The organism is Caballeronia zhejiangensis, from assembly GCF_022879815.1.
Classification (GTDB): domain Bacteria; phylum Pseudomonadota; class Gammaproteobacteria; order Burkholderiales; family Burkholderiaceae; genus Caballeronia; species Caballeronia zhejiangensis.
In genome coordinates this window covers 731923-750955 of the sequence record NZ_CP084284.1, presented here as the reverse complement: position 1 = coordinate 750955, position 19033 = coordinate 731923, and the positions used below count along the sequence as shown (strand labels likewise).

At 64.0% G+C, this 19033-nt stretch carries 16 protein-coding genes; 5 read left to right on the top strand and 11 right to left on the bottom strand.

The window, feature by feature from the left end:
* Positions 1–30 precede the first annotated feature (30 nt).
* Both LDZ23_RS17960 and LDZ23_RS17955 read right to left on the bottom strand, forming a co-directional pair.
* Entirely contained in the window at positions 31–1869 is a 1839-nt protein-coding gene (locus LDZ23_RS17960; protein WP_008353356.1) for a glycoside hydrolase family 15 protein, read from the bottom strand.
* A 110-nt stretch (positions 1870–1979) separates the two neighbouring features.
* On the bottom strand, positions 1980–2204 hold the full coding sequence (locus LDZ23_RS17955; protein WP_008353357.1) for a hypothetical protein: 225 nt from the start codon (positions 2202–2204) through the stop codon (positions 1980–1982).
* 135 nt (positions 2205–2339) lie between these two features.
* Here LDZ23_RS17955 and LDZ23_RS17950 point away from each other — a divergent pair, with 135 nt between their 5' ends.
* Positions 2340–3938 (top strand): Na+/H+ antiporter, encoded by a 1599-nt coding sequence (locus LDZ23_RS17950; RefSeq protein ID WP_008353358.1) that lies wholly within the window; start codon positions 2340–2342, stop codon positions 3936–3938.
* On the opposite strand, the gene LDZ23_RS17945 is transcribed toward LDZ23_RS17950, so the two are convergent.
* On the bottom strand, positions 3923–5329 hold the full coding sequence (locus LDZ23_RS17945; protein WP_008353359.1) for a S8/S53 family peptidase: 1407 nt from the start codon (positions 5327–5329) through the stop codon (positions 3923–3925). The genes LDZ23_RS17950 and LDZ23_RS17945 overlap by 16 nt on opposite strands.
* A 122-nt stretch (positions 5330–5451) precedes the next feature.
* Entirely contained in the window at positions 5452–6237 is a 786-nt protein-coding gene (locus tag LDZ23_RS17940; protein WP_008353360.1) for a TerC family protein, read from the bottom strand.
* Between the two features lie 123 nt (positions 6238–6360).
* Between LDZ23_RS17940 and LDZ23_RS17935 the strand changes: the two genes are divergently transcribed.
* Both LDZ23_RS17935 and LDZ23_RS17930 read left to right on the top strand, forming a co-directional pair.
* Positions 6361–7242, top strand: a complete 882-nt coding sequence (locus LDZ23_RS17935; RefSeq protein ID WP_008353361.1) for a LysR family transcriptional regulator — start codon at positions 6361–6363, stop codon at positions 7240–7242.
* A 94-nt stretch (positions 7243–7336) separates the two neighbouring features.
* A complete protein-coding gene (locus LDZ23_RS17930) occupies positions 7337–7747 on the top strand; it encodes an HPF/RaiA family ribosome-associated protein (RefSeq protein ID WP_008353363.1) in 411 nt (136 codons plus the stop codon).
* A 7-nt stretch (positions 7748–7754) separates the two neighbouring features.
* Here the strand turns inward: LDZ23_RS17930 and LDZ23_RS17925 are convergent, their stop codons facing one another.
* On the bottom strand, positions 7755–9140 hold the full coding sequence (locus LDZ23_RS17925; protein ID WP_008353366.1) for a glycosyltransferase family protein: 1386 nt from the start codon (positions 9138–9140) through the stop codon (positions 7755–7757).
* 234 nt (positions 9141–9374) lie between these two features.
* On the opposite strand from LDZ23_RS17925, the gene LDZ23_RS17920 reads away from it, so the two are divergent.
* Positions 9375–9530 (top strand): hypothetical protein, encoded by a 156-nt coding sequence (locus LDZ23_RS17920; protein ID WP_160172886.1) that lies wholly within the window; start codon positions 9375–9377, stop codon positions 9528–9530.
* A 134-nt stretch (positions 9531–9664) separates the two neighbouring features.
* Here the strand turns inward: LDZ23_RS17920 and LDZ23_RS17915 are convergent, their stop codons facing one another.
* Entirely contained in the window at positions 9665–9904 is a 240-nt protein-coding gene (locus LDZ23_RS17915; RefSeq protein WP_008353367.1) for a hypothetical protein, read from the bottom strand.
* Positions 9905–10148: 244 nt separating this feature from the next.
* Between LDZ23_RS17915 and LDZ23_RS17910 the strand changes: the two genes are divergently transcribed.
* Positions 10149–11153 (top strand): hypothetical protein, encoded by a 1005-nt coding sequence (locus LDZ23_RS17910; RefSeq protein ID WP_008353368.1) that lies wholly within the window; start codon positions 10149–10151, stop codon positions 11151–11153.
* A 9-nt stretch (positions 11154–11162) separates the two neighbouring features.
* Here LDZ23_RS17910 and LDZ23_RS17905 read toward each other — a convergent pair whose 3' ends face one another.
* The 5 genes from LDZ23_RS17905 to LDZ23_RS17885 form a co-directional block, all read right to left on the bottom strand.
* Positions 11163–13550, bottom strand: a complete 2388-nt coding sequence (locus LDZ23_RS17905) for a DNA polymerase II (protein WP_174447721.1) — start codon at positions 13548–13550, stop codon at positions 11163–11165.
* A 164-nt stretch (positions 13551–13714) separates the two neighbouring features.
* Positions 13715–14386 (bottom strand): flagellar transcriptional regulator FlhC, encoded by a 672-nt coding sequence (gene flhC / locus LDZ23_RS17900; RefSeq protein ID WP_008353370.1) that lies wholly within the window; start codon positions 14384–14386, stop codon positions 13715–13717.
* Between the two features lie 18 nt (positions 14387–14404).
* Positions 14405–14722, bottom strand: a complete 318-nt coding sequence (gene flhD / locus LDZ23_RS17895; RefSeq protein ID WP_008353371.1) for a flagellar transcriptional regulator FlhD — start codon at positions 14720–14722, stop codon at positions 14405–14407.
* 538 nt (positions 14723–15260) lie between these two features.
* Positions 15261–16343: a purine-nucleoside phosphorylase gene (locus tag LDZ23_RS17890; protein WP_033536139.1), complete on the bottom strand. Its 1083-nt coding sequence runs from the start codon at positions 16341–16343 to the stop codon at positions 15261–15263.
* A gap of 98 nt (positions 16344–16441) precedes the next feature.
* Complete coding sequence (locus tag LDZ23_RS17885) at positions 16442–18997, bottom strand: mechanosensitive ion channel domain-containing protein (protein ID WP_033536138.1); 2556 nt, start codon at positions 18995–18997, stop codon at positions 16442–16444.
* Positions 18998–19033: the final 36 nt, after the last annotated feature.

The window sequence follows — 19033 nt, the reverse complement described above, 5'->3', positions numbered from 1 at the left end:
GGTCGCGCCCGTCCTCTTCTCTTCATGCGATCACGTCCAGGGAACGTGCACGCGATCGAGATTCCTGTCGAGCTGATACGCCGCGCTGATGAGCGCGAGATGCGTCAGCGCCTGCGGAAAATTGCCGAGCGCCTCGCCGCTCGTCGCCACTTCCTCCGAGAAGAGCCCGAGATGATTCGCGTAGGCGAGCATCTTCTCGAACACGAGCCGGCCTTCGTCGACACGTCCGGCGCGCGCGAGCGCCTCCGCATACCAGAACGAGCACGCGGAGAAGCCGCCCTCGGTGCCGGGCAAGCCATCGAGCGTCGAGCCGCGCGTATAGCGGAAGATCAGCGGATCGACGCGCAACTCGCGGCCGATTGCATCGAGCGTGCCGATCCAGCGCGGATCTTTCGGGCCGATGAAGCGCACGAGCGGCATCATCAATGCAGAGGCGTCGAGCGTGTCGGAGCCGGGCGTCTGCACGAAACTCTCGATGTCGTCGTTCCAGAACTGTTCGTGAATGTCGCGATGGATTTCATCGCGCGTTTCGAACCAGCGCGCAAGCGCCGCGGGCAACGAGCGCTTTTCTGCAAGCCGCAGCGCGCGATCCACCGTCACCCAGCACATCAGACGCGAATGCAGCAATGCGCGCGTGCCGTTGCGAAACTCCCAGATGCCGTTGTCCGGCTCGCGCCAGTGTTCGACGACGTAATCGACTGTGCGCGTCACGTGACGCCAGCCATCGTAGGAGATGGCCGCGCCGTACTTGTTGTAGAGATAGACGGAATCGAGCAGCGCGCCGTAGACATCGAGCTGAACTTGTTCGCGCGCTCCGTTGCCGATCACGATCCGTCCCGGCACTTCGCCGACGAGACTCTTCAGCTCGCTTTCTTCGGGCGCGTCGGCGCCATCGACGGAATACATCACACGCAACTGGCCGTGCGCGCTGCAATCGCGGCTGCGCTCGGCGATCCACTTCATGAAGCGTTCCGCCTCGCCGGTGTAGCCGAGGCGCAGCAGCGCGTAGACGGAGAACGCGGCGTCGCGTATCCACGTGAAGCGATAATCCCAGCGGCGCGAACCGTCCTGCGCCTCGGGCAAGCCGAAGGTCGGCGCGGCGACGATCGCGCCGAATTCTTCCGAACTCAACATCTTCAAGGTCAACGCCGAGCGCAGCACGACTTCGCGATAGCGCCCGCGATACGTCGAACGCGACGACCATTCCTTCCAGTAATCGATGGTCTCGGTGAGGATCGAGTCGTGATTCGCGTCGATGTCGGCGAGCCCTTCGGCCTCGCCGAGCACGAAGCAGGCGCAAGCGCCTTCTTCCAAATTCAGCGTCGCGCATGCGCTCTGGCCGTCGATCGTAAGCGGCACATTCGAGCGCAGCCGCAACGACGGCGCACCGTCGTCGCGCATGAATTCGACGCCCTTCTCCACCGCATGGGCCGTGTGCTTCGCGCGCGCGTAATCGAAGCGCGGATCGCAGCGCACGTCGAGCGTCATGCGTCCGAAGACGAGCCGCACGATGCGCAGCACGCAGTTCGGCAACGCATCGGCGCGCGTCCCGTTCGATGCGACCGGCATCAGATCGAGCAGCTCGCACACGCCGTCGCCGGTCATGAAACGCGTGAGGAGCACGTTCGTTTCGGGCAGATACATCTGCTTGACGTTCGCGTTGGGCGCGCGCGGCGTGATGGCGAAAGCGCCGCCGCGATCGCCATCGAGCAGGGCGGCGAAGACCGTGGGCGAGTCGATGCGCGGGAAACACATGAAGTCGATCGCGCCGCAAAGCGACACGAGCGCCGCCGTCTTCATGTTGCCGATCATGCCGCGCCCGTCGACGGGCAGCGCGGCCGGTGGAATCTGCTCAGGATGGTGTCCCATCGCGAAGTGCTCCCGACGAGCGTGGAATGACATCGTCGGAAATCGAGCAAGTCATATTCCTGTCGAACGCGACCGCTACGATGCGTGCGACAAACGCTAGACAGTGCGAATCAGCGCGCGGCGGTCCGGTCGCCCGGTGCGGTCTCCGGATGCTTCGGCGCGTCGCCGAAAGCGGCCGCGCTCGCGGCGCCGTCTTGCGCGGCGAGCACGGAAGGCGTCGGCACGGGGGCATCCGCATGACGCGAACGGCCGAAGCTCGCGATATAGACCACAGCCGCCACGGCGACGCCCACCAGAACGGCCGCCACAGCCACGCCCGACGACTTTCGTCTCATTACTCCTCCCTTTCGGATACGATGACCCCGGCTCGCGGCCCGGTCCCGCGTCGATGGTATCAGCGCGAGGCGTGTCATCTGCGTGGGCCGCCGCGCACTGCCGCAAAAAAATCCCAAACAATCCGAGGACATTCCATGCACGCCGCTACGGCATTCAATCTGGTGCTCGTCTCCTTGATCGCCATCATCGCGCTCGAAGTGCTCGCCAAGCGCGTGCGCCTGCCGCCCGCGGCCGCACTGCTCGTCGGCGGCGTCGCGATGGCGTTCGTGCCGGGCCTGCCGCAATTCGAGCTCGACCCTGAGCTCGTGCTCGTCGTGTTCCTGCCGCCGCTCCTGATGTACGGCGCGTACTTCTTCGTGTGGGACGACTTCAAGCGGAACCTGAGCGGCATTCTGCTGCTCGCGATCGGCGCGGTCGCGTTCACGACGCTCGTCGTCGGCGTCGCGGTACATCTCGTCGTGCCGCAACTTCCCTGGGCCGCGTGCTTCGCGCTCGGCGCGGTCGTCTCGCCGCCCGACGCGGTCGCCGCCAAGGCCGTGCTGGAGCGCGTCGCGCTGCCGCGTCGGCTGATGGTGCTGCTCGAAGGCGAAAGCCTGCTCAACGACGCCGCCGGCCTCGTGCTCTTCCGCTTCGCGCTCGTGGCCGCGATGAGCGGCGTGTTCAGCGCGCCACGCGCCGTCGCGAGCTTCGCGGGGCTGGCGATCGGCGGCATCGTCGTCGGGATCGTCGCGGGCTTCATCGCGGTGAAGCTCATGCGCGCGCTCGAGGACGATTACCTCGTCATCACCACGTCGATGCTGACGTCGTGGGTCAGCTATATCGCGGGCGAGGAGCTCGGCGTATCGAGCGTCATCGCGACGGTCACGTGCGGCATGGTCGTCGGCTGGCACCAGCACGAAGTGTTCACGGCGGCGCAGCGCATGCGCGGCACGGCGTTCTGGCAGGTTGTCGTGTTCGTGCTGGAAGCGCTCGTGTTCGTGCTGATCGGACTGTCGCTGCGCGGCATCGCGGTGCGGCTCGGCGGCGTCGGCGATGCATTCTCTCTCCTCGGACCCGCGACGGCGGCGGTGATCGCGGTCGTGATCCTCTCGCGCTTTGTCTGGGTGTTCGGCGTCGAGGCGATGAAGTGGCTCGCGTGGACTGTCACCGGACGCAAGCGCGCGGACGCCGCAGGCGTTCCCGACTGGCGCGCGGCCACGGTCGTCAGTTGGGCCGGCATGCGCGGCGTGGTGACGCTTGCCGTCGCACTTTCGTTGCCCGAGACGATGCCCGGCCGCGATCTGATTGTGTTTGCCGGCTTCGCGGTGATTCTCGTCACCGTGCTCCTGCAGGGCGCAACAATCGGCCCGCTCATCGCGCTGTTGTCGCTCACGCGCGGTCACGAGCGCTCGTCACGCCATCTCAGCGAGCCGCAGGCGTGGGCGCGCATGGAGACCGCGCAACTGGCGGCGATCCAGCCACTGGTGCACGACGCCGATGGCAATGTGATCCATCCGCGACTGCTCGAGCAATACACGTATCGCGCGGGACTCACGAAGCGCTTCGAGGACATGGAGGAGTTCCCGACGGATGCCCGCCACGCGCACTACGACGTCGTGCTCGCCGCGATTGCCGCCGGGCGCACGGAGTTGCTGCTGATGCATCGCGCGGGGGAAATCCACGACGAGCTTCTGCATTCGCTGGAGCACGACCTCGATCTTCAGGAGATCATCGCGCTTCATGCGCGCGGTTGAGCAGGATCGCGCGCCCATGTTTCGTCGCACTGCATCCACGCATAGGCCGTGACGGTCGCGCGCGCGTTGTTCCTCAGGCGGATGAGCCACTCGCCCGCGGTCGCGCGGCGCACGCCGCTGCGCGTGGCGGTCGGCGCGAGCGCGACGAGGATCATGTGCCCTTCGCCGCGCGCGCCGCGCCCGAGATGCACGACGGTGCACACGGGATCGCCGCCGCGCGTAAACGTGCCGACGTTGCCGAGCCCGATCCATGCACTCGCGACGTCGTCGGGCGGCACGATCTGCACGTCGACGCCAGGCGTTCCATCACGGGTCGACAGCCAGATTTCCGCGAGACTCGGCGATTCGGAATGCGCGCGCACGCGCCAGCGCCACTCCGATTCCGCGCGCTCCGCGAGCGTCGATGCACCGCGACAGCGCGACAAGTCGACATTGCCGGACGGAAGCACGACCGAGCATGCACCGCTGTCCATCAGTTCGTCGAGCGCGCATTCGATGAGCGAACTGCCGTCCTGCTGCCACGCGACATTGCCGATATTCAGACTGACGAGCGCATGACACGCCGCACTGCCGATGTCCTGCGCGCGCTGCACGACATAGCGGACGGCGTCGAGTACTTCCGCATCGGGGCAAGGGCCGAACGCGTCGCGCATCGTGCGATAGCGTCGTTTGAGTTGCACGCCGATCATCGGCAAGGGCGCGTCGCAATCGGCTGTCGATTGCGTGCGCGACGGATCGTACATGCATGCGCCCGCCGCTTCCGCATGAAGGCGCGCGTCGCCCAGAAGCGCGTCCATCTGATGTTTGAGCAGCTCGCTTCCGTAACCGAGCCCGGCTGCGGAGTCGGCGGGATCGTTCTGATTCCAGAAGCATTGAAAGCGCGTGCGCGTTCCGTTTGCATCCTCGGAGAATCGCGGATGCGTGAACGCGATATCTTCATCGCACACGCCGACGATCGCATTGCCCAGCCCTTCGCGCATCGGTGCATGATCGGCAGGCACGCGTTCCGTACGCGCATCGACGTGCGTTGAAATCGCCAGCGCCTCCGTGAAGCGCTCGAACTTGCCCGCGAGATCGGTGTTCAGATGCGCGAAGAATTCGCGCGTCACGTGAGCCGTGCAGAAGCGCGTCGCTTCGAGCCCCGCGGGCGGATCGCGATAGAGCGCCGACATCCAGATCCAGCGTTGCCAGCCGTTACGCTCGATCGTCTGCGCGAACTGCTGCGCGGTCTCGCCGCCCTGCTTCATCTCGATGGCGATGGGAATTCGGCCGCGTGGCATGCCGCCGAGATCGCGATAGCGCGTCGCGTGCGCCCACACGATGTATGGATCGATCCGCGCGATGGGCTCGAACGCTTCGCTCACCGTGCCGATCTCCCAATGCGGGCTCATCTTCGCTCCTGTCGCCTGCATTCCGCCGACGATTGGTCGCCATGGCCGCGACGCGCGCGAATTTGTCGGTTGATTATTTCGGGACCCGAAAGAATTTAGACGTTGGCTAACGAATAACGTAGTCACTCGGACGACGAGAAGCAAGCGGAATTACGCGCGGGAACGCTCGCCTCGCGCTTGCCCTTCGCGCGCCTTGCAAGCAGGTTCAAACCTTCGACGAATCCCGCGAAGCCCATCGCCGCGTAGATGTAGCCCTTCGGCACGTGCGTGCCGAAACCCTCGGCGATCAGCGTCATCGCGATCACGAGCAGGAACGAGAGCGCGAGCGTCACGACCGTCGGATTGCGTTCGATGAAACGCGAGAGCGGTTGCGCGGCGAACAGCATTGTCGCGACGGCGAAGATGACGGCGATAAACATGATCGGCAGATGCTCGGTCATGCCGACCGCCGTAATGATGCTGTCGACGGAAAACACGAGATCGAGCAGCAGGATCTGGCCGATCGCAGCCCACGCCGTCATGCCGCCGACGCTCGACGCGACGCCGGGCACGACATCGTGCTCGCGTCCGACGTGATGACGCATCTCCGTGGTCGCCTTCCAGACGAGGAACAGGCCGCCCGCGAGCAGGATGATGTCGCGCCACGAGAACGCATGATCGAACATGGAGAACACCGGCGTGGTCAGTTGCGCGATCCACGCGACCGTGCCGAGCAGCGCGAGCCGCATGACGAGCGCGAGCATGATGCCGATGCGCTGCGTGCGCGCGCGTTGCGCCACGGGCAGCTTGTTGCTGAGAATCGAAATGAAGACGAGATTGTCGATGCCGAGCACGACTTCCATCACGATCAGCGTGACGAGCGCGGCCCAGACGGCGGGATCGGCGGCGAGCGAAAGGAGATATTCCATGAGTAACAGGGTTTTTGATTGAACGTATCGCGCCATGATCGGCTGAACTCGTACTCGAAAAAATCAGCGATAATCGAAGCCCTACTTCGGTTTTTTCGATGTATCGAAAAGGACGCACGGCACATGCTCAACTATCGTCATCTGCATTATTTCTGGGTTGTCGTGAAGGAAGGCGGATTCGCGCGCGCAGCGGAACGGCTCGACATGGCGGTTCAAACCATCAGCGCGCAAGTGCGTGAGCTGGAAAAATCGCTCGGGCATCAACTGCTCAAGCCGGAAGGCCGCGGCGTCACGATGACCGAAGCGGGACAGGTGGCCTTCGCGCGTGCGGAGGAAATCTTTCATATTGGGCAGTCGATTCAGGACGAAGTGCGCGAGGCGGCGAGCGGCGCGCTCGCGCGTCTCGCGGTCGGCCTGTCGGATGGCATTTCGAAGCTTGCTGCGCACGCGCTGCTCGCGCCAGTGCTCGGCAATCCGTCGCTGCGTCTTCTGTGTCACGAAGGCGAGACCGACGAACTGCTCGGCGAACTGGCGCTGCATCGGCTCGATCTCGTGCTCGCGAGCCACCCCGCGCCGCACAATCACAATCTGCGTCTCACGAGCGAGCGGCTGATCGCCTCGCCGGTCGACTGGTACGGGCCGGCTTCGATCGTGCGCAAGAGCGCGATCGATCGTTTCCCTGAAAGTCTCGCGTCGCTGCCCATTCTTTTGCCGACCGGCCATTCGTCGCTGCGGGCAAGGCTCGATCGATGGCTGGAGGCGCAAGGCATCGCGCCGCGCATCGTCGGCGAATTCGAGGACAGTGCGCTGATGGCCGTGTTCGGCGCGCGCGGCCTCGGGGTGTTTCCGCTCGCGGAATTCGGCGCGGGCGATGCGCCGCTGTTGCGCGGACTGCGCTGGCTCGGCCGCTCGCCGGACGTGAAAGAGGAAGTGCACGCGATCGTGTCGCGGCGCGGACGGCATCATCCGTTGACTCAGCAGGTGCTTGCGCGAGCCACGAGCTAACTTCGGTTTTTTCGAAGCTTAGGTTCCGTTCAGTCTGCTTTTTCGGATCGCGACCGGCCTTTACGCTGAATCCATGTTCAACGAGGAGGCGTCAATGAAAGTCCTGTTCAAGTCCCGCGACCCCGAAGCCATTGCGATGCACGAGCTTGCGAAAGCGCGCAGCGAATTCGTCTTTCGCCGTCTCGCGTGGCTGATCTCGAAGGCGACCGTCAGCTTGTCGGACATCAACGGGCCGCGCGGCGGCGTCGACAAGCGCTGTCAGGTGGAAGTGCAGTTGAATCGGGAAAACAAGGTCGTCGCGACGTCGATTGCGCGCGACTGGCGCGGAGCCATCGATCTGGCGCTGGGGCGCGCCGTGCGCTCGCTGGTGCGCCGGCGTCAGCACGTCAAGCCGACGCGCCGCGTGCGTGCGCGCAGCCTCGCCTGGCATTTCGCGGAGGAGCCGGCGCTGCAGGAAGCAGTCGATCCCCGCGTGCGCCTGATGAGAAAGATGGCCGGCGCGTAAGCCGCGATCACGCGGGTTTGCGGATCAGGAGCGGCGTGCGCGGCGCCGCATGTTCGATGGCTTCGAAGCCGCCTTCCGGCACCGAATCCATCGACATGAACAGCGCCCGCATCTCGGTGCTCAGGCCGTGAAAGTGACAGAGGAACGTGTTCCGGTCCGCGTAATACCAGGGCGTGTTCAGTTCGCGAAAGCTCACGAGTTCGGGCGAATCCATCTCGGGACACAGACCGTGCGCGATCAGTTGCTCCATGAACACATACTGGTCGCCCTGACTCGAAAACGTGTACTGGATGTCCTCGATCTCGCGCACTTTCGCCAGCACGGCGTCGAGCACGTTCGTATTCGCCTCGGTGTTGCGAAAGCCCATTACGCCCGAATTGAAACGCCAGCCGCAGATGTCCGCGGTCAGCACGCGTTCGCGCCCTTCGGTGAACTTCTCCAGTTTCACGCTCCGGTTCATCGCGATGATGTCCGCGTCCATCCAGAAAACCCATTCGTGCTGCGGCAGGTACTTGCTGAGAAGAAAAGGCTTGGCCCAGTTGCCGCACGCATCGCGGCCGAAATCGGCCGGCACTTCGCGATGCACGTAAAGCGTATAACCGTGCTGCTCGCAGTACGCACGCAGACTCGCTTCGCCGAAGCGCGCATAGCTCGCGATGTTGGGCGTATAGAGCATCACGACCGCGATCGGACGTCCCGGCTGATACACCGAAAGCGGCTCGTTCGAATCGCTCGACATCGGCGCTGCATCGTCGAAAAAGCGAAGATCGCCTGACGCGTGACACGCGCTCACATGCCGCGCGAACACCGCGCGCCACAGCGGCCCGTACTTGCTGTAAAGGCGCGGCGTGTAGACGATCGACACCGCGACGACTTCGCGGCCACGAATATCCGGATGCTGGCTCGCCCACATCGACGCGATCGGCACCACGCCGTTCAGGTCGTCCCAGTCGGGCACGGTCGGCAGGGCTTCGAGCAGTTCCTCTTCCGTGACGAACTTGCCGTATTCGAAGTATTTGCGGCATTGCGCGGCGAAGCCACGAATCATGCGCCGGTTCTCTTCATTGTTTCGCAGCACGAACATCTCGGTGTTAATGCCGAAATGCCCTTTCGTGACCAGGACGTCGCGGTCCGCCATGATCGGCTCGAAGTCGTGAAAGCGGAGGAACAACGCGTTTTCCGTGGCGAAAATGACGAGTTCGCCCTCTTCGGCCTCCCGCAGTACGTCGTTCAGCAACTGGTATTTGTAGAGCGTGCGCAATTCGAGCGAATCGACGCAGCCGGATATCGGCTCGAAACGATGCTTCGCGTTCGCGCGCCGGCAATATTCGATGTGATTGTCGAGCGATGATGTCGCGTTGCGATCGGAGAAACAGCTAACCAGAGTCACCATGGCGGTTCAACAGTCGGAAGACGGAAAGCGAGCAGATACGGACGACCCGCCCGGATGGAACATCCGAGCTTATCCGGCCCGTCTCGTGGATTTGTAAATTATTGCGTCAAATCAGCGGATTGCCCCTAGGAATAGGCCGATTCTCAGCATTTCTTGAGACGGGTCGACGGCGCGGTCAGCGATGCTATTGCGTGTGTTCTTGTCAATCCGCAGTAGGTGGTCGCGGCGGCGTTCGTGTGCGCGACGTCGAGTCTCGCGTCGTTCGGACATCTCGCGGGGAAACCGGCGCTCGCGTGGCTGTCGCTGAGTGCGCTCTTTGTGACGGGCACCGGCACGGGCGGCGCGATGCTCGGCGCGCCTGGTTGCCGCCGCGCATTTTTGAAGCGGTAGCCGGGCCGGTCGCGATCGCTGCGGTCAGCGTGTGCGCGCTCGTGGTGTATCGCGCGCGGCATCCGGCGACGCCGGACGGCGCCGCGGCGGCGACTTCGGGCGAGCCGCGCACGAGCGGCGCCTGAGCGACGGCATCAGCCCGACACCGCCACGCGCGGCGCGCGCATCGCGGATGCGCCGTCGAGTTCCGCCTTGCCGCATTCGAACGCGAAGTTCGCGGCGGCCTGCGCCGTCGCAAACGCGCGCATCGGCCCGATCGCGCGCCGCACGCCGCCCGGCCGCTCGATCAGAAGCGTCGCGACGAATTCTCCAGCCCGATGCTGGACGATGACCGAAAGCTCACAGCCTCGATATTCGATTGGGGTGGAGTCCATCGCTGACCTCGTTTGCCTGAATGCACTGGGAGAACTCAATCTACGCAAGGTCCGCGAAACGCGTAACCCCGCGTGTGAGTGGCTGCGAACGCATGCCGAGCGATTGTTCCGCGCAAACGTTTCACCTTGCCGTCGGTGGAAATAGGAATTAGTCAGAACTTTGCGGGAGTTTTCCTAAGTCTGTATCCTGCATCGGAACAGACCGCACGAAAGTTGCCGGAACCTTCCGAATCCGACCTCGCCGATGACAAGAACCCAGAACGAACGACATTGCAGAACGGCCCTTCGCGCGATCGCTTTCGCGCTACTCGGCATTGCGAGCAGCGCGGCTCACTCGCAGGAATTTTCGTTTCTGGCTGGCGCACTCCAGAGCAGCAGCCAGAACACGTATTCGTGGGAAGCGAATTATCGTGAAGGGCTCGGGCCTTACGCCGCCTGGAGCTTTTCCTGGCTCAATGAGGGCCATATTCCCGATCATCACCGTGACGGGCAGGCGCTGCAGTTATGGGGACGCCTGCCGCTCTGGAACGAGCGGCTGGAATTGTCGGCGGGCGCCGGGCCGTATCGCTATTTCGATACGAGCGAGGCGCAGTCGGGCGGCGAATACTCGAACACGCACGGCTGGGGCGCGATGTTCACGCTGCGCGCGGCGTATTACTTCGACAACCGCTGGATCGCGGAGATGAAGCTCAATCGCGTGCAGGCATTCGGCGGTCCCGACACGACCGCGCTGCTCTTCGGCATCGGCTATCAGCTCGACGCGCCCGAAGGACGCGGACCGCGCGCGCGCCCCGTGTCGCGCACGACCAACGTCACCAACAACGAAGTCACGGTGATGCTCGGCACGACGATCCTCAACAGTCCCGACTCGGAAACGAATCTGGCGGAGAGCATCGAATATCGGCGCGGATTGTGGCGTTACTTCGACTTCACCGCGTCGTATCTGCACGAAGGCGGCCACGTCCAGTCGCGCCGCGACGGCGTTGCCGCGCAACTCTGGGCGACGCGCGCGTTCTTGAATGACAAGCTGACGCTCGGCGTCGGCGCGGGGCCGTATCTGTCGATTACGCAGAACGACGATCTGGCGCAGAACCGCACCGGCGACGGACGCTTCTCCGGTCTCGTATCGGTGTCGGCGAGTTACCGCTTCTCGGATCGATGGCTCGCGCGCGTGACGTGGAATCGCATGGTCACGCGTTACGACCGCGATGCGGACATCATCGAAGCGGGCTTCGGCGTGCGTTTCTAGACTCGGAACTCAGAACAGCTCTTTCTGACCGGACATCAGCGCGGTGAAATCGTCGCGCAGGAAAGGCAGAATGCCGTCCGCGACCGGCTGAAGCTGCTTGCTGACGTAGTGCTCGTAGTCGATCGGCGCGTGGCGCGCTTCCACCGGTTCGGGACCGACCGCCGTCATCACATAGCTGATCCAGCCGCCGTTCTGATATTGCAGCGGGCGTCCGGCACGCGCGTTGTACTCATCGGCGATGCGCGCGGCGCGCACATGCGGCGGCACATTACGCTGATAGTCGCCGAGCGTGCGGCGCAGGCGCTTGCGATAGACGAGCAGTTCGTCCAGCTCGCCGCGCCGCGTGCGTCCGACGTAATCGCGCACGTAGTCCGCGTATGCCTCACCCTTGAATACGCGCAGGTAAAGCTCCTGCTGGAAGCGTTGCGCGAGCGGCGTCCAGTCGGTGCGCACCGTTTCGAGCCCTTTGTAGATGATTTCCTCGGTGCCGTCGGCGCGCGTCGTGAGGCCGGCGTAGCGCTTCTTGCTGCCCTCTTCCGTGCCGCGGATCGTCGGCATCAGAAAACGCGTGAAATGCGTTTCGAACTGCAATTCCAGCGCGCTGTCGAGCCCGAAGGTCTCGCGCAAATGCTCGCGCCAGTATTCGTTGACATGCGCGACGAGCGCGCGGCCGATGCGCCCCGCGTCTTCCTCGCTGCGCGCGCGCCTCAGCCAGACGAAAGTGGAATCCGTATCGCCGTAGATGACGCCGTAGCCGCGCGCTTCGATCAGCTCGCGCGTGCGATGCATGATTTCGTGACCGCGCATGGTGATCGACGACGCGAGACGCGGATCGAAAAAGCGGCAGCCGCTCGATCCGAGCACGCCGTAGAACGAATTCATGATGATCTTCAGCGCCTGCGACAGCGGCTTGTTGCGCTGACGCTTCGCCGCTTCGCGCGCTTCCCACACTTGCGCGACGATCGCGGGCAGACAGTGCGTGTCGCGTGAAAATCGCGCGCCGCGAAAGCCGGGAACCGTGGCGGTCTCGTCGGAAGCCGCCATGCCTTGCGCGAGCCCGGCCGGATCGATCAGAAACGTGCGGATGATCGACGGATACAGGCTCTTGTAATCGAGCACGAGCACGGAATCGTAGAGACCGGGACGCGAATCCATGACGAAGCCGCCGGGACTGGCTTCCTCGGGCACGTCGCCGAGATTCGGCGCGACATAGCCGAGCCGATGCATCCGCGGCATATACAGATGCGTGAACGCCGCGACCGATCCGCCGCTGCGATCCGCCTGCAAACCGGTGACGGTCGCGCGCTCCAGCAAAAACGGCAGCAGTTCGGTCTTGTCGAAAACTTTCGTGACGAGCTCGCAGTCGTTCAGGTTGTAACGCGCGAGCGCGGGCTTGTCTTCCTGAAAGCGCCGCTCGATCTCGTCCATGCGCGCGTACGGACTGTCGATGGCCTTGCCCTCGCCTAACAGCGATTGCGCGACGTACTCCAGGCTGAACGACGGAAAATTCCACGTCGCCGAACGCAGCGCCTCGATGCCGTCGATGACGAGCCTGCCCGCGATCGACACGAACCAGTGATTGCGCTTCATGCCGTGCTCGCGCCATTCGACCGTGCCGCCGTCGCGGCCGAGCGTAAGCGGCACGCCGTAGTCGTCGGCGTGCCGCTGGAGGATGCGCAAGTCGAACTGCACGACATTCCAGCCGATGATCGCGTCCGGATCGTGATGCGCGATCCACGCGTTGAAGCGGCGCAACATGTCGGCGCGGGTGTCGCAATAGTCGAGCGCGAAATCCGCTGGCTCGGCGGCGCCGGTCGGCGGTCCGAGCATGTACACCTGACGCGCGCCGCAGCCTTCGAGCGCGATCGAATAGAGATCGCCCTTCACGCTCGTTTCGATATCGAGCGACACGACGCTCAGCGACGGCCGGTAATCCGGCGCGGGCTTCAGTTCGCTGCAAATGTAACCGTCGCGCGGCGCGCCTTCGAACGACACCGGCGCCGTGATAAAGCGCTCCATCAGATAGCGCTCGTGCGGACGGATATCGGCCTCGAAGACATTGACGCCGGCGCTTCTCAGGTTCTTTTCGAGCGCGAGTAACTGACGATACTGCGGGCAGTAAAGCCCGAGCACCGGCTTTTGACGGAAGTCCTTGAGCGGCAGCTCGCGCAGATACGTGTCGCGCACGCCGGCGACGACAGGCTCCGCCTTCGCGCGATCTTCGGCGCGAATGAACGCGACGCTCGTCTGCGTCGCGATGCGGATCTTTCTCGGGCCGTCGTCGGTCGCGAGCCAGAAATCGACTTCCGTCCCTGCCGCGGTGTCGCGCCAGTGGCGAGTCAGCAGAAAACCCTGTTGTGCGGTAGCCAAGCCGTTATCTTCGAGAGCGCGTGCCATCGAAGCATTTTACTGGGCGGCAAAACAAAAAAGCCCGGCACGCCAATCGGCGCCGGGCTATGGATTCGGGAAAACGGACGAGAAGTAAAACGCGGTAGCGGCGAGCCGGACATCCACCATCCTCGCGGACAGTCCCCGGAAGGAACGCCGGCGGCCGCTACCGCCTAAGCAGCCTGTGCGACCAGGCTAGCTCGTTGCGGCTGTAACGCCGCTACTGCCGCTACGTTAGCGAGTACCGTGTGCTCCGCATGCTCCGGCACTTCGTTCTTCGACATCACTACCTCCAGCGCGGCTTCTTTGCTGGCCTGTTTCGCGGCCGCCGCTTTCTTGGTCTTCCCCGCGCGTGACGGCGGCTGGCAGGCCCCGCACACCACGTTGTTCTGCAAATCATGTTTGTGTGCGACAAACTTCCCGGTGCAGCGGCAGCAAGCCGTCATCTGCAGCATGCCCGCGTCGAAGAAGCGCACAAGAGTCCAGGCCCGCGTAAGATCGAGTACCGCCTCGGCGCCGCTATGGTTGCAGTGCTCGAGATACAGCCGATACCCCTTGGTCAACGCATCGAGATGCGAACAGCCGGCTTCGTTCTTCAGGAACGTATAGGTGTTATAGAAAAGCGATGCGTGGATATTGGCGAGCCACGTCATGTACCAGTCGGCCGAGAACGGCAGCATGCCCTTCGGCGGCGACACGCCCTTCACTTCGCGATACAGGCGGATCATGCGATCGCGCGAGAGCGTGAGTTCGCTCTCCAGCACTTGCATGCGCGCGCCGAGCTCGATCAGCGCGATGGCGCGGAACACTTCCTGGGCGTCTTCAGTGAGGCTCTTCTTCAGCATGGCTCGCTCCGTCATCACTTAAGCGAACTGTTCGGCCGGCTGGCCAGCCAGCAGGATTGCCGCGTGCGTCGGCGCGATGTCCGCGTTCTTCGCGGGCTGCACCAAGGCCGACAGCATCGTGTGATCGTTGAAGCGGAATGCGCAAAGCAGGTTATCCGACGACGCGAGCTTGACGACCTGTGCGAGCGTGAGCCCCGACAGCAGATCGGCGAGTTCCGCCGACAGACCGAGCCGGAACATGCCGATGGCGCGGTCTTCGCGCAGCAGACGCTGCGCGAGCATGATGTACGACAAATTGATTTCCCGGATCGATTCCAGCGTTTCGCGACCGTTCATGGTTGCAACTTCCAGTAAATCCCCGATTTCCCGCCGGCTTTTTGCCGATGTCTTTTTTGTGCCTCACCGGACTCGTTCTGCCCGGCTACGTACCGCGTAATCTTTGTTTCAGTGCGTTACATCTTGTAACAACCACTGTGAGACGGATTCTAAGAACTGTCTGAACCTAAAGCAAGAGTGTCTCAATAATATTTTGTTGCAAACAACACTTTAGGTCGGTAATTTTTTCGGTCTGGAGAATTTGACCGATTCTTTGATCCGGTGCGTATTTGTCTAACGTTTGCGAGGTCCGCCCGGCGCGGCTTCGTTTTTATCTTAATAATCGCCTTCCGCGCCATATAACGGGCATTTACGGGATTCCGTTGACGCCAAGACCCAGCTTTTATTCGCCATTCATCGGACGTGAAAGAGCAAAAAAATGCCGCGAAATCGGCGATTACCGATCCGCGGCAGGTTAGGTAATAGTTACTTGGTCGCAGTAACAGAGTTGTTACTGCCAGAAACATGGCCTTGTTACCGGCTTTGTAACGCCGTGGCGTTACTTTTGCGGGATGCCTTTGCGCCAGGCGCCCCAATGTGTAACAACCTCCTGTATGAATGGATTGCCCGTTCGATACAGGTTTTCGATGGCCGGCGCAAAGCCGCCCTGATCGGCGTAATTGAGCAGATTGTCCGAAGCGGCTTGCCCTTCGTACGGCCGGTCGAAGTCCGATCCGGCGCGCAGCACCGCCACGCGCGACAGATCCACCCGTTTCACGCTCGCCGCGCGCTTGAGCGCCTCGTACGTCGCGTTGTCTTCCTGTTGCGTCGTGCAATAGACACCGCGCCCGTCGGTCAGGAGGCGCGTCCACTCCCTCGCCCGCTCGCCGATATATTTGCCGGACCACCACGTATCGCCGGCGAGCGTGTCGCACTGGATCACGCGCGGCGGCTGGTTGGCCGGCGCGTAGTTGAATTTCGCGCGCGCGACTTTCGCCTGATCGCTGTCCGAGAGCGTGACGTTGCGCGAGATCGCGAAGGCCGCATCCGCAAGCGATGCATTGAGCGCGAACGCCTCCGTCCGATAGTCGAGCGGCGGTTTCTCGTACGGACTTTTCGTGTTGATGCCGAGGAAACCCGAAGGCCAGTCGGCGGGCTTCTCGCGCGCGTCGAGTTCCCATTGAATGCCGAAATCGACGAGATACTTCGCCCAGGCTGCCGAGCCGACCGTGCCCTGCTTCGGATCGATACCGGCGATGCCCGCGACGAGAAAATACGTGTGCCGCAGATTGAAGCGGTCGGAGAATGCCAGCGCCATCATCGACGCGGCCGCGTTGGTGTGACCCATGCCCGTCGTGATGACGCAGACATCGTCGCGATTGCAATTGACCTCGGGATAATCCGGCGACAGTCCCGGCACCTTGATCGCCTGCCACGGACCGAGCTTGTCGAGCCAGACCTGGCCCTCGGGGCCGAACATCGTGACGATCATCACTTTGACGTGGCGGCCGCCTTCGGGGCCGCTGTCATCGGATGGCTGGGCGAACGCGCAACCTGTCAGGGTCGCGAGGCCGGCGGCGAACAGTGACGCACAGGCGGTTTTTCTGAGCTTTATCGATCGTGACGCGCGGAGTTTTCTCATGGCGAGCGGATCCTCGTAAGGGTTCGACCTTCGAAAGAAGACCGCGCCCGGCCAGGGCGCGGTCAACCCGCACGATTATAGGAGCGCTAACCGAAAACTCAGGTGCCGCTTTGCGATGAGCGCGGCGGCGGCGCGTTCGACGCGACGTTCGCCGAACCCGCCGCCTCGCCCGTCGGATGCTGCGCGGCCTTCGACGGCTCGCCGCGCTGATCCGCGCCCGCCTCGTCCGCGTCCTGAACGCCTTCCGGGCCGCCTTCCTGATTGCCGCCGTTCACGATCACGAAGTTGCGCTGCGGATTCGCGATCTCGATGCCGCGCGCCGTGAACTCGTTGAGAATGCGCCGGTTGAACTCGCGCTGCACCGGCCAGCGCGCGCTGTCGCGGCATTGGATCTGGCCGGCGAGCGTGACGGTCGAGCCGTCGACGGCATCGACGCCCCAGAAACTGAAGTCGGAGAGAATGCCGTCGCGGAACGCTTCGTCGTCACGCAAGGCGGCGCCGATTTCCTTCAGCGTCGAAATGGCGAGATCGACGTCCTGACCGAGTGCGATCGAGACGCGCACCGCTGCATTGCCGATGCCGCGATTCGTGTTGTTCACCGTCGAGACCGAACTGAACGGCACGGTGTAGAGCGAGCCGTCGCCGCCGCGCAAGCGCACCGTGCGAATCGACAGATATTCGACCGTGCCCGACACGCCCGCGAGCGTCACCCAGTCGCCGACCTGCATCGCGTTTTCCATCAGCAGGAAGATGCCTGTGATGAGATCCTGCACGAGCTTCTGCGAGCCGAAGCCGAGCGCCACGCCGAAGATGCTCGCACTCGCGAGCAAGGGCGCGGTGTTCACGCCGAGTTCCGAAAGGCCCGTCAGCACGACGACCATCGCGATCACGATGAAAAGGCCGGTACGCATCATCGGCAGCAGCGTGCGCAGGCGCGCGGCGCGCAGACGCTCGCCGCTCGCGGTCCATTGTTCGAGCCGCCGTTCGACGACGATGTTCGCCGCTTCCCACACGAGCACGGCGAACACGGCCGCGATCACGATGGTGACGAGCGCCGACGCGAGCCGGTTGCCGACGCCGCCCGACGTGAAGAAATGCACGATATCGACGTGCCACACCTGCAGCAGCGCGACCACGGTGATGACGGAAATCAGCGCCTGCACGATACGCCGCAGCGCCGGGTAATAGCGATACGCGCGACGCCGCGCGATCGACTCGCCGGCGAGATCCTCTTCGTCGTTCTGATGGAAAACGCGGCCGAGCGCGCCGAACGCGACGATCGCGAGCACGCGCGCGCCGACCAGCACGAGCAAGGACACGCCGCCGAGATGAAACAGCGTGCGGTAGCCGTTCTGCACGTCGAGCGCCCACACGAACCACAGCGCGATCACGAAGAAGATCGCGACGCCCGCCCAGATATCGGCGAACCACGCGCCGACCAATCTCACCGAGCGGTTCGAACGCGCGCGCTGCCGGATGCGCTCCGCCACCGAATTGCGGCTCTGGAAGATCACGAATGCGATCATCAGATGCACGATCAGCAGCGTGACCTTCAGCACCGCGATGCGCGCATCGCCCGACAGGCCGATCGGTTCGCCGGCATTGGCGAGCGCGATGCCCGCGCCGGCGGTGCACACGATGCGCCGCACCCAACGATGCGTGTACGCGGCGGCGGCATCGCGCATCTGGATGAGGCGCAGTCCGGGCGCACGCGGCGCGACGAAAAAGCCGCTCACGATCACGACGGCGCGGCACGCCAGATAGACGTCGATGAGCGAGCCCGCGACGCGCGCCTCGGCCGTGTTGTCGTCGATGAGGATCGACATCAGCAACGTCACCACGCCGATGAACACGATCAGCGGAACCAGCGACAGCAAGCCGTACAGGAGCGCGCTCGGCAGGCGCTGCAACAGCGTCCAGTGACGCGCGGCGTGACGCTGGCCGCGCGCGGTGTCCGCCTTGCGCTCGGCGAGATGCATCGCGGTGGCGTCGCCGGTTTGCGCGGCGGCGTCTTCCGCGCGCTCGGCGGCGTGCTGTTCGCGCACGAGGTCGGGATCCTGCTCCTCAGCATCGGCGACGCCGCGTGCCGCGATCCGGGCGCGCGGGCGCTTCAGCAGGCGCAAGCACAAGAATTCGAGCAGCAACGCGGGAATCAGCGAGGCCAGCACGGTCCACATGACATGGCCGATGAGCGCGCGCCCCGCGTCGCTCGACGTACGGTCGCGCCACCACGAAATCACGGAGCCGAAATCGAGCAGCGCGACGGTCGAATGCCGCAGCCCCGCGCCGATCTCGACGAGCCAGTGCCCCGCCTGCCGCGACAATTGCGACGCGAGCCCATTCGCGGTCAACGAATGCGCGAGCACGCCCGATGCGCCCGATGCCGGCGCCGCGGACGATGCCGCCTGCGGCGCGCTCGCGGGCGCGGCCAGCGCGCCGGCCGCGGCGATCGCGCGCAACGTATCCGCGACTTGCGAACGGCGCGCGGGATCGTTGAGCACGGCAAGCGCATCGCGCGCCTGCTGCGGCGTCAGCGCGACCGCCGGCTGCGACGCGTGCTGCGCGGAAGCGGCTGCGGCGAACGAGGACTGGGAAAAGATCGGGAGAACGCTCGCCACGGCGACGAGCAGCACTGCAAGGAGCAATTTGCGCATGGGTCGGATGAAGATCACAGAATTTCAGGGACTCGA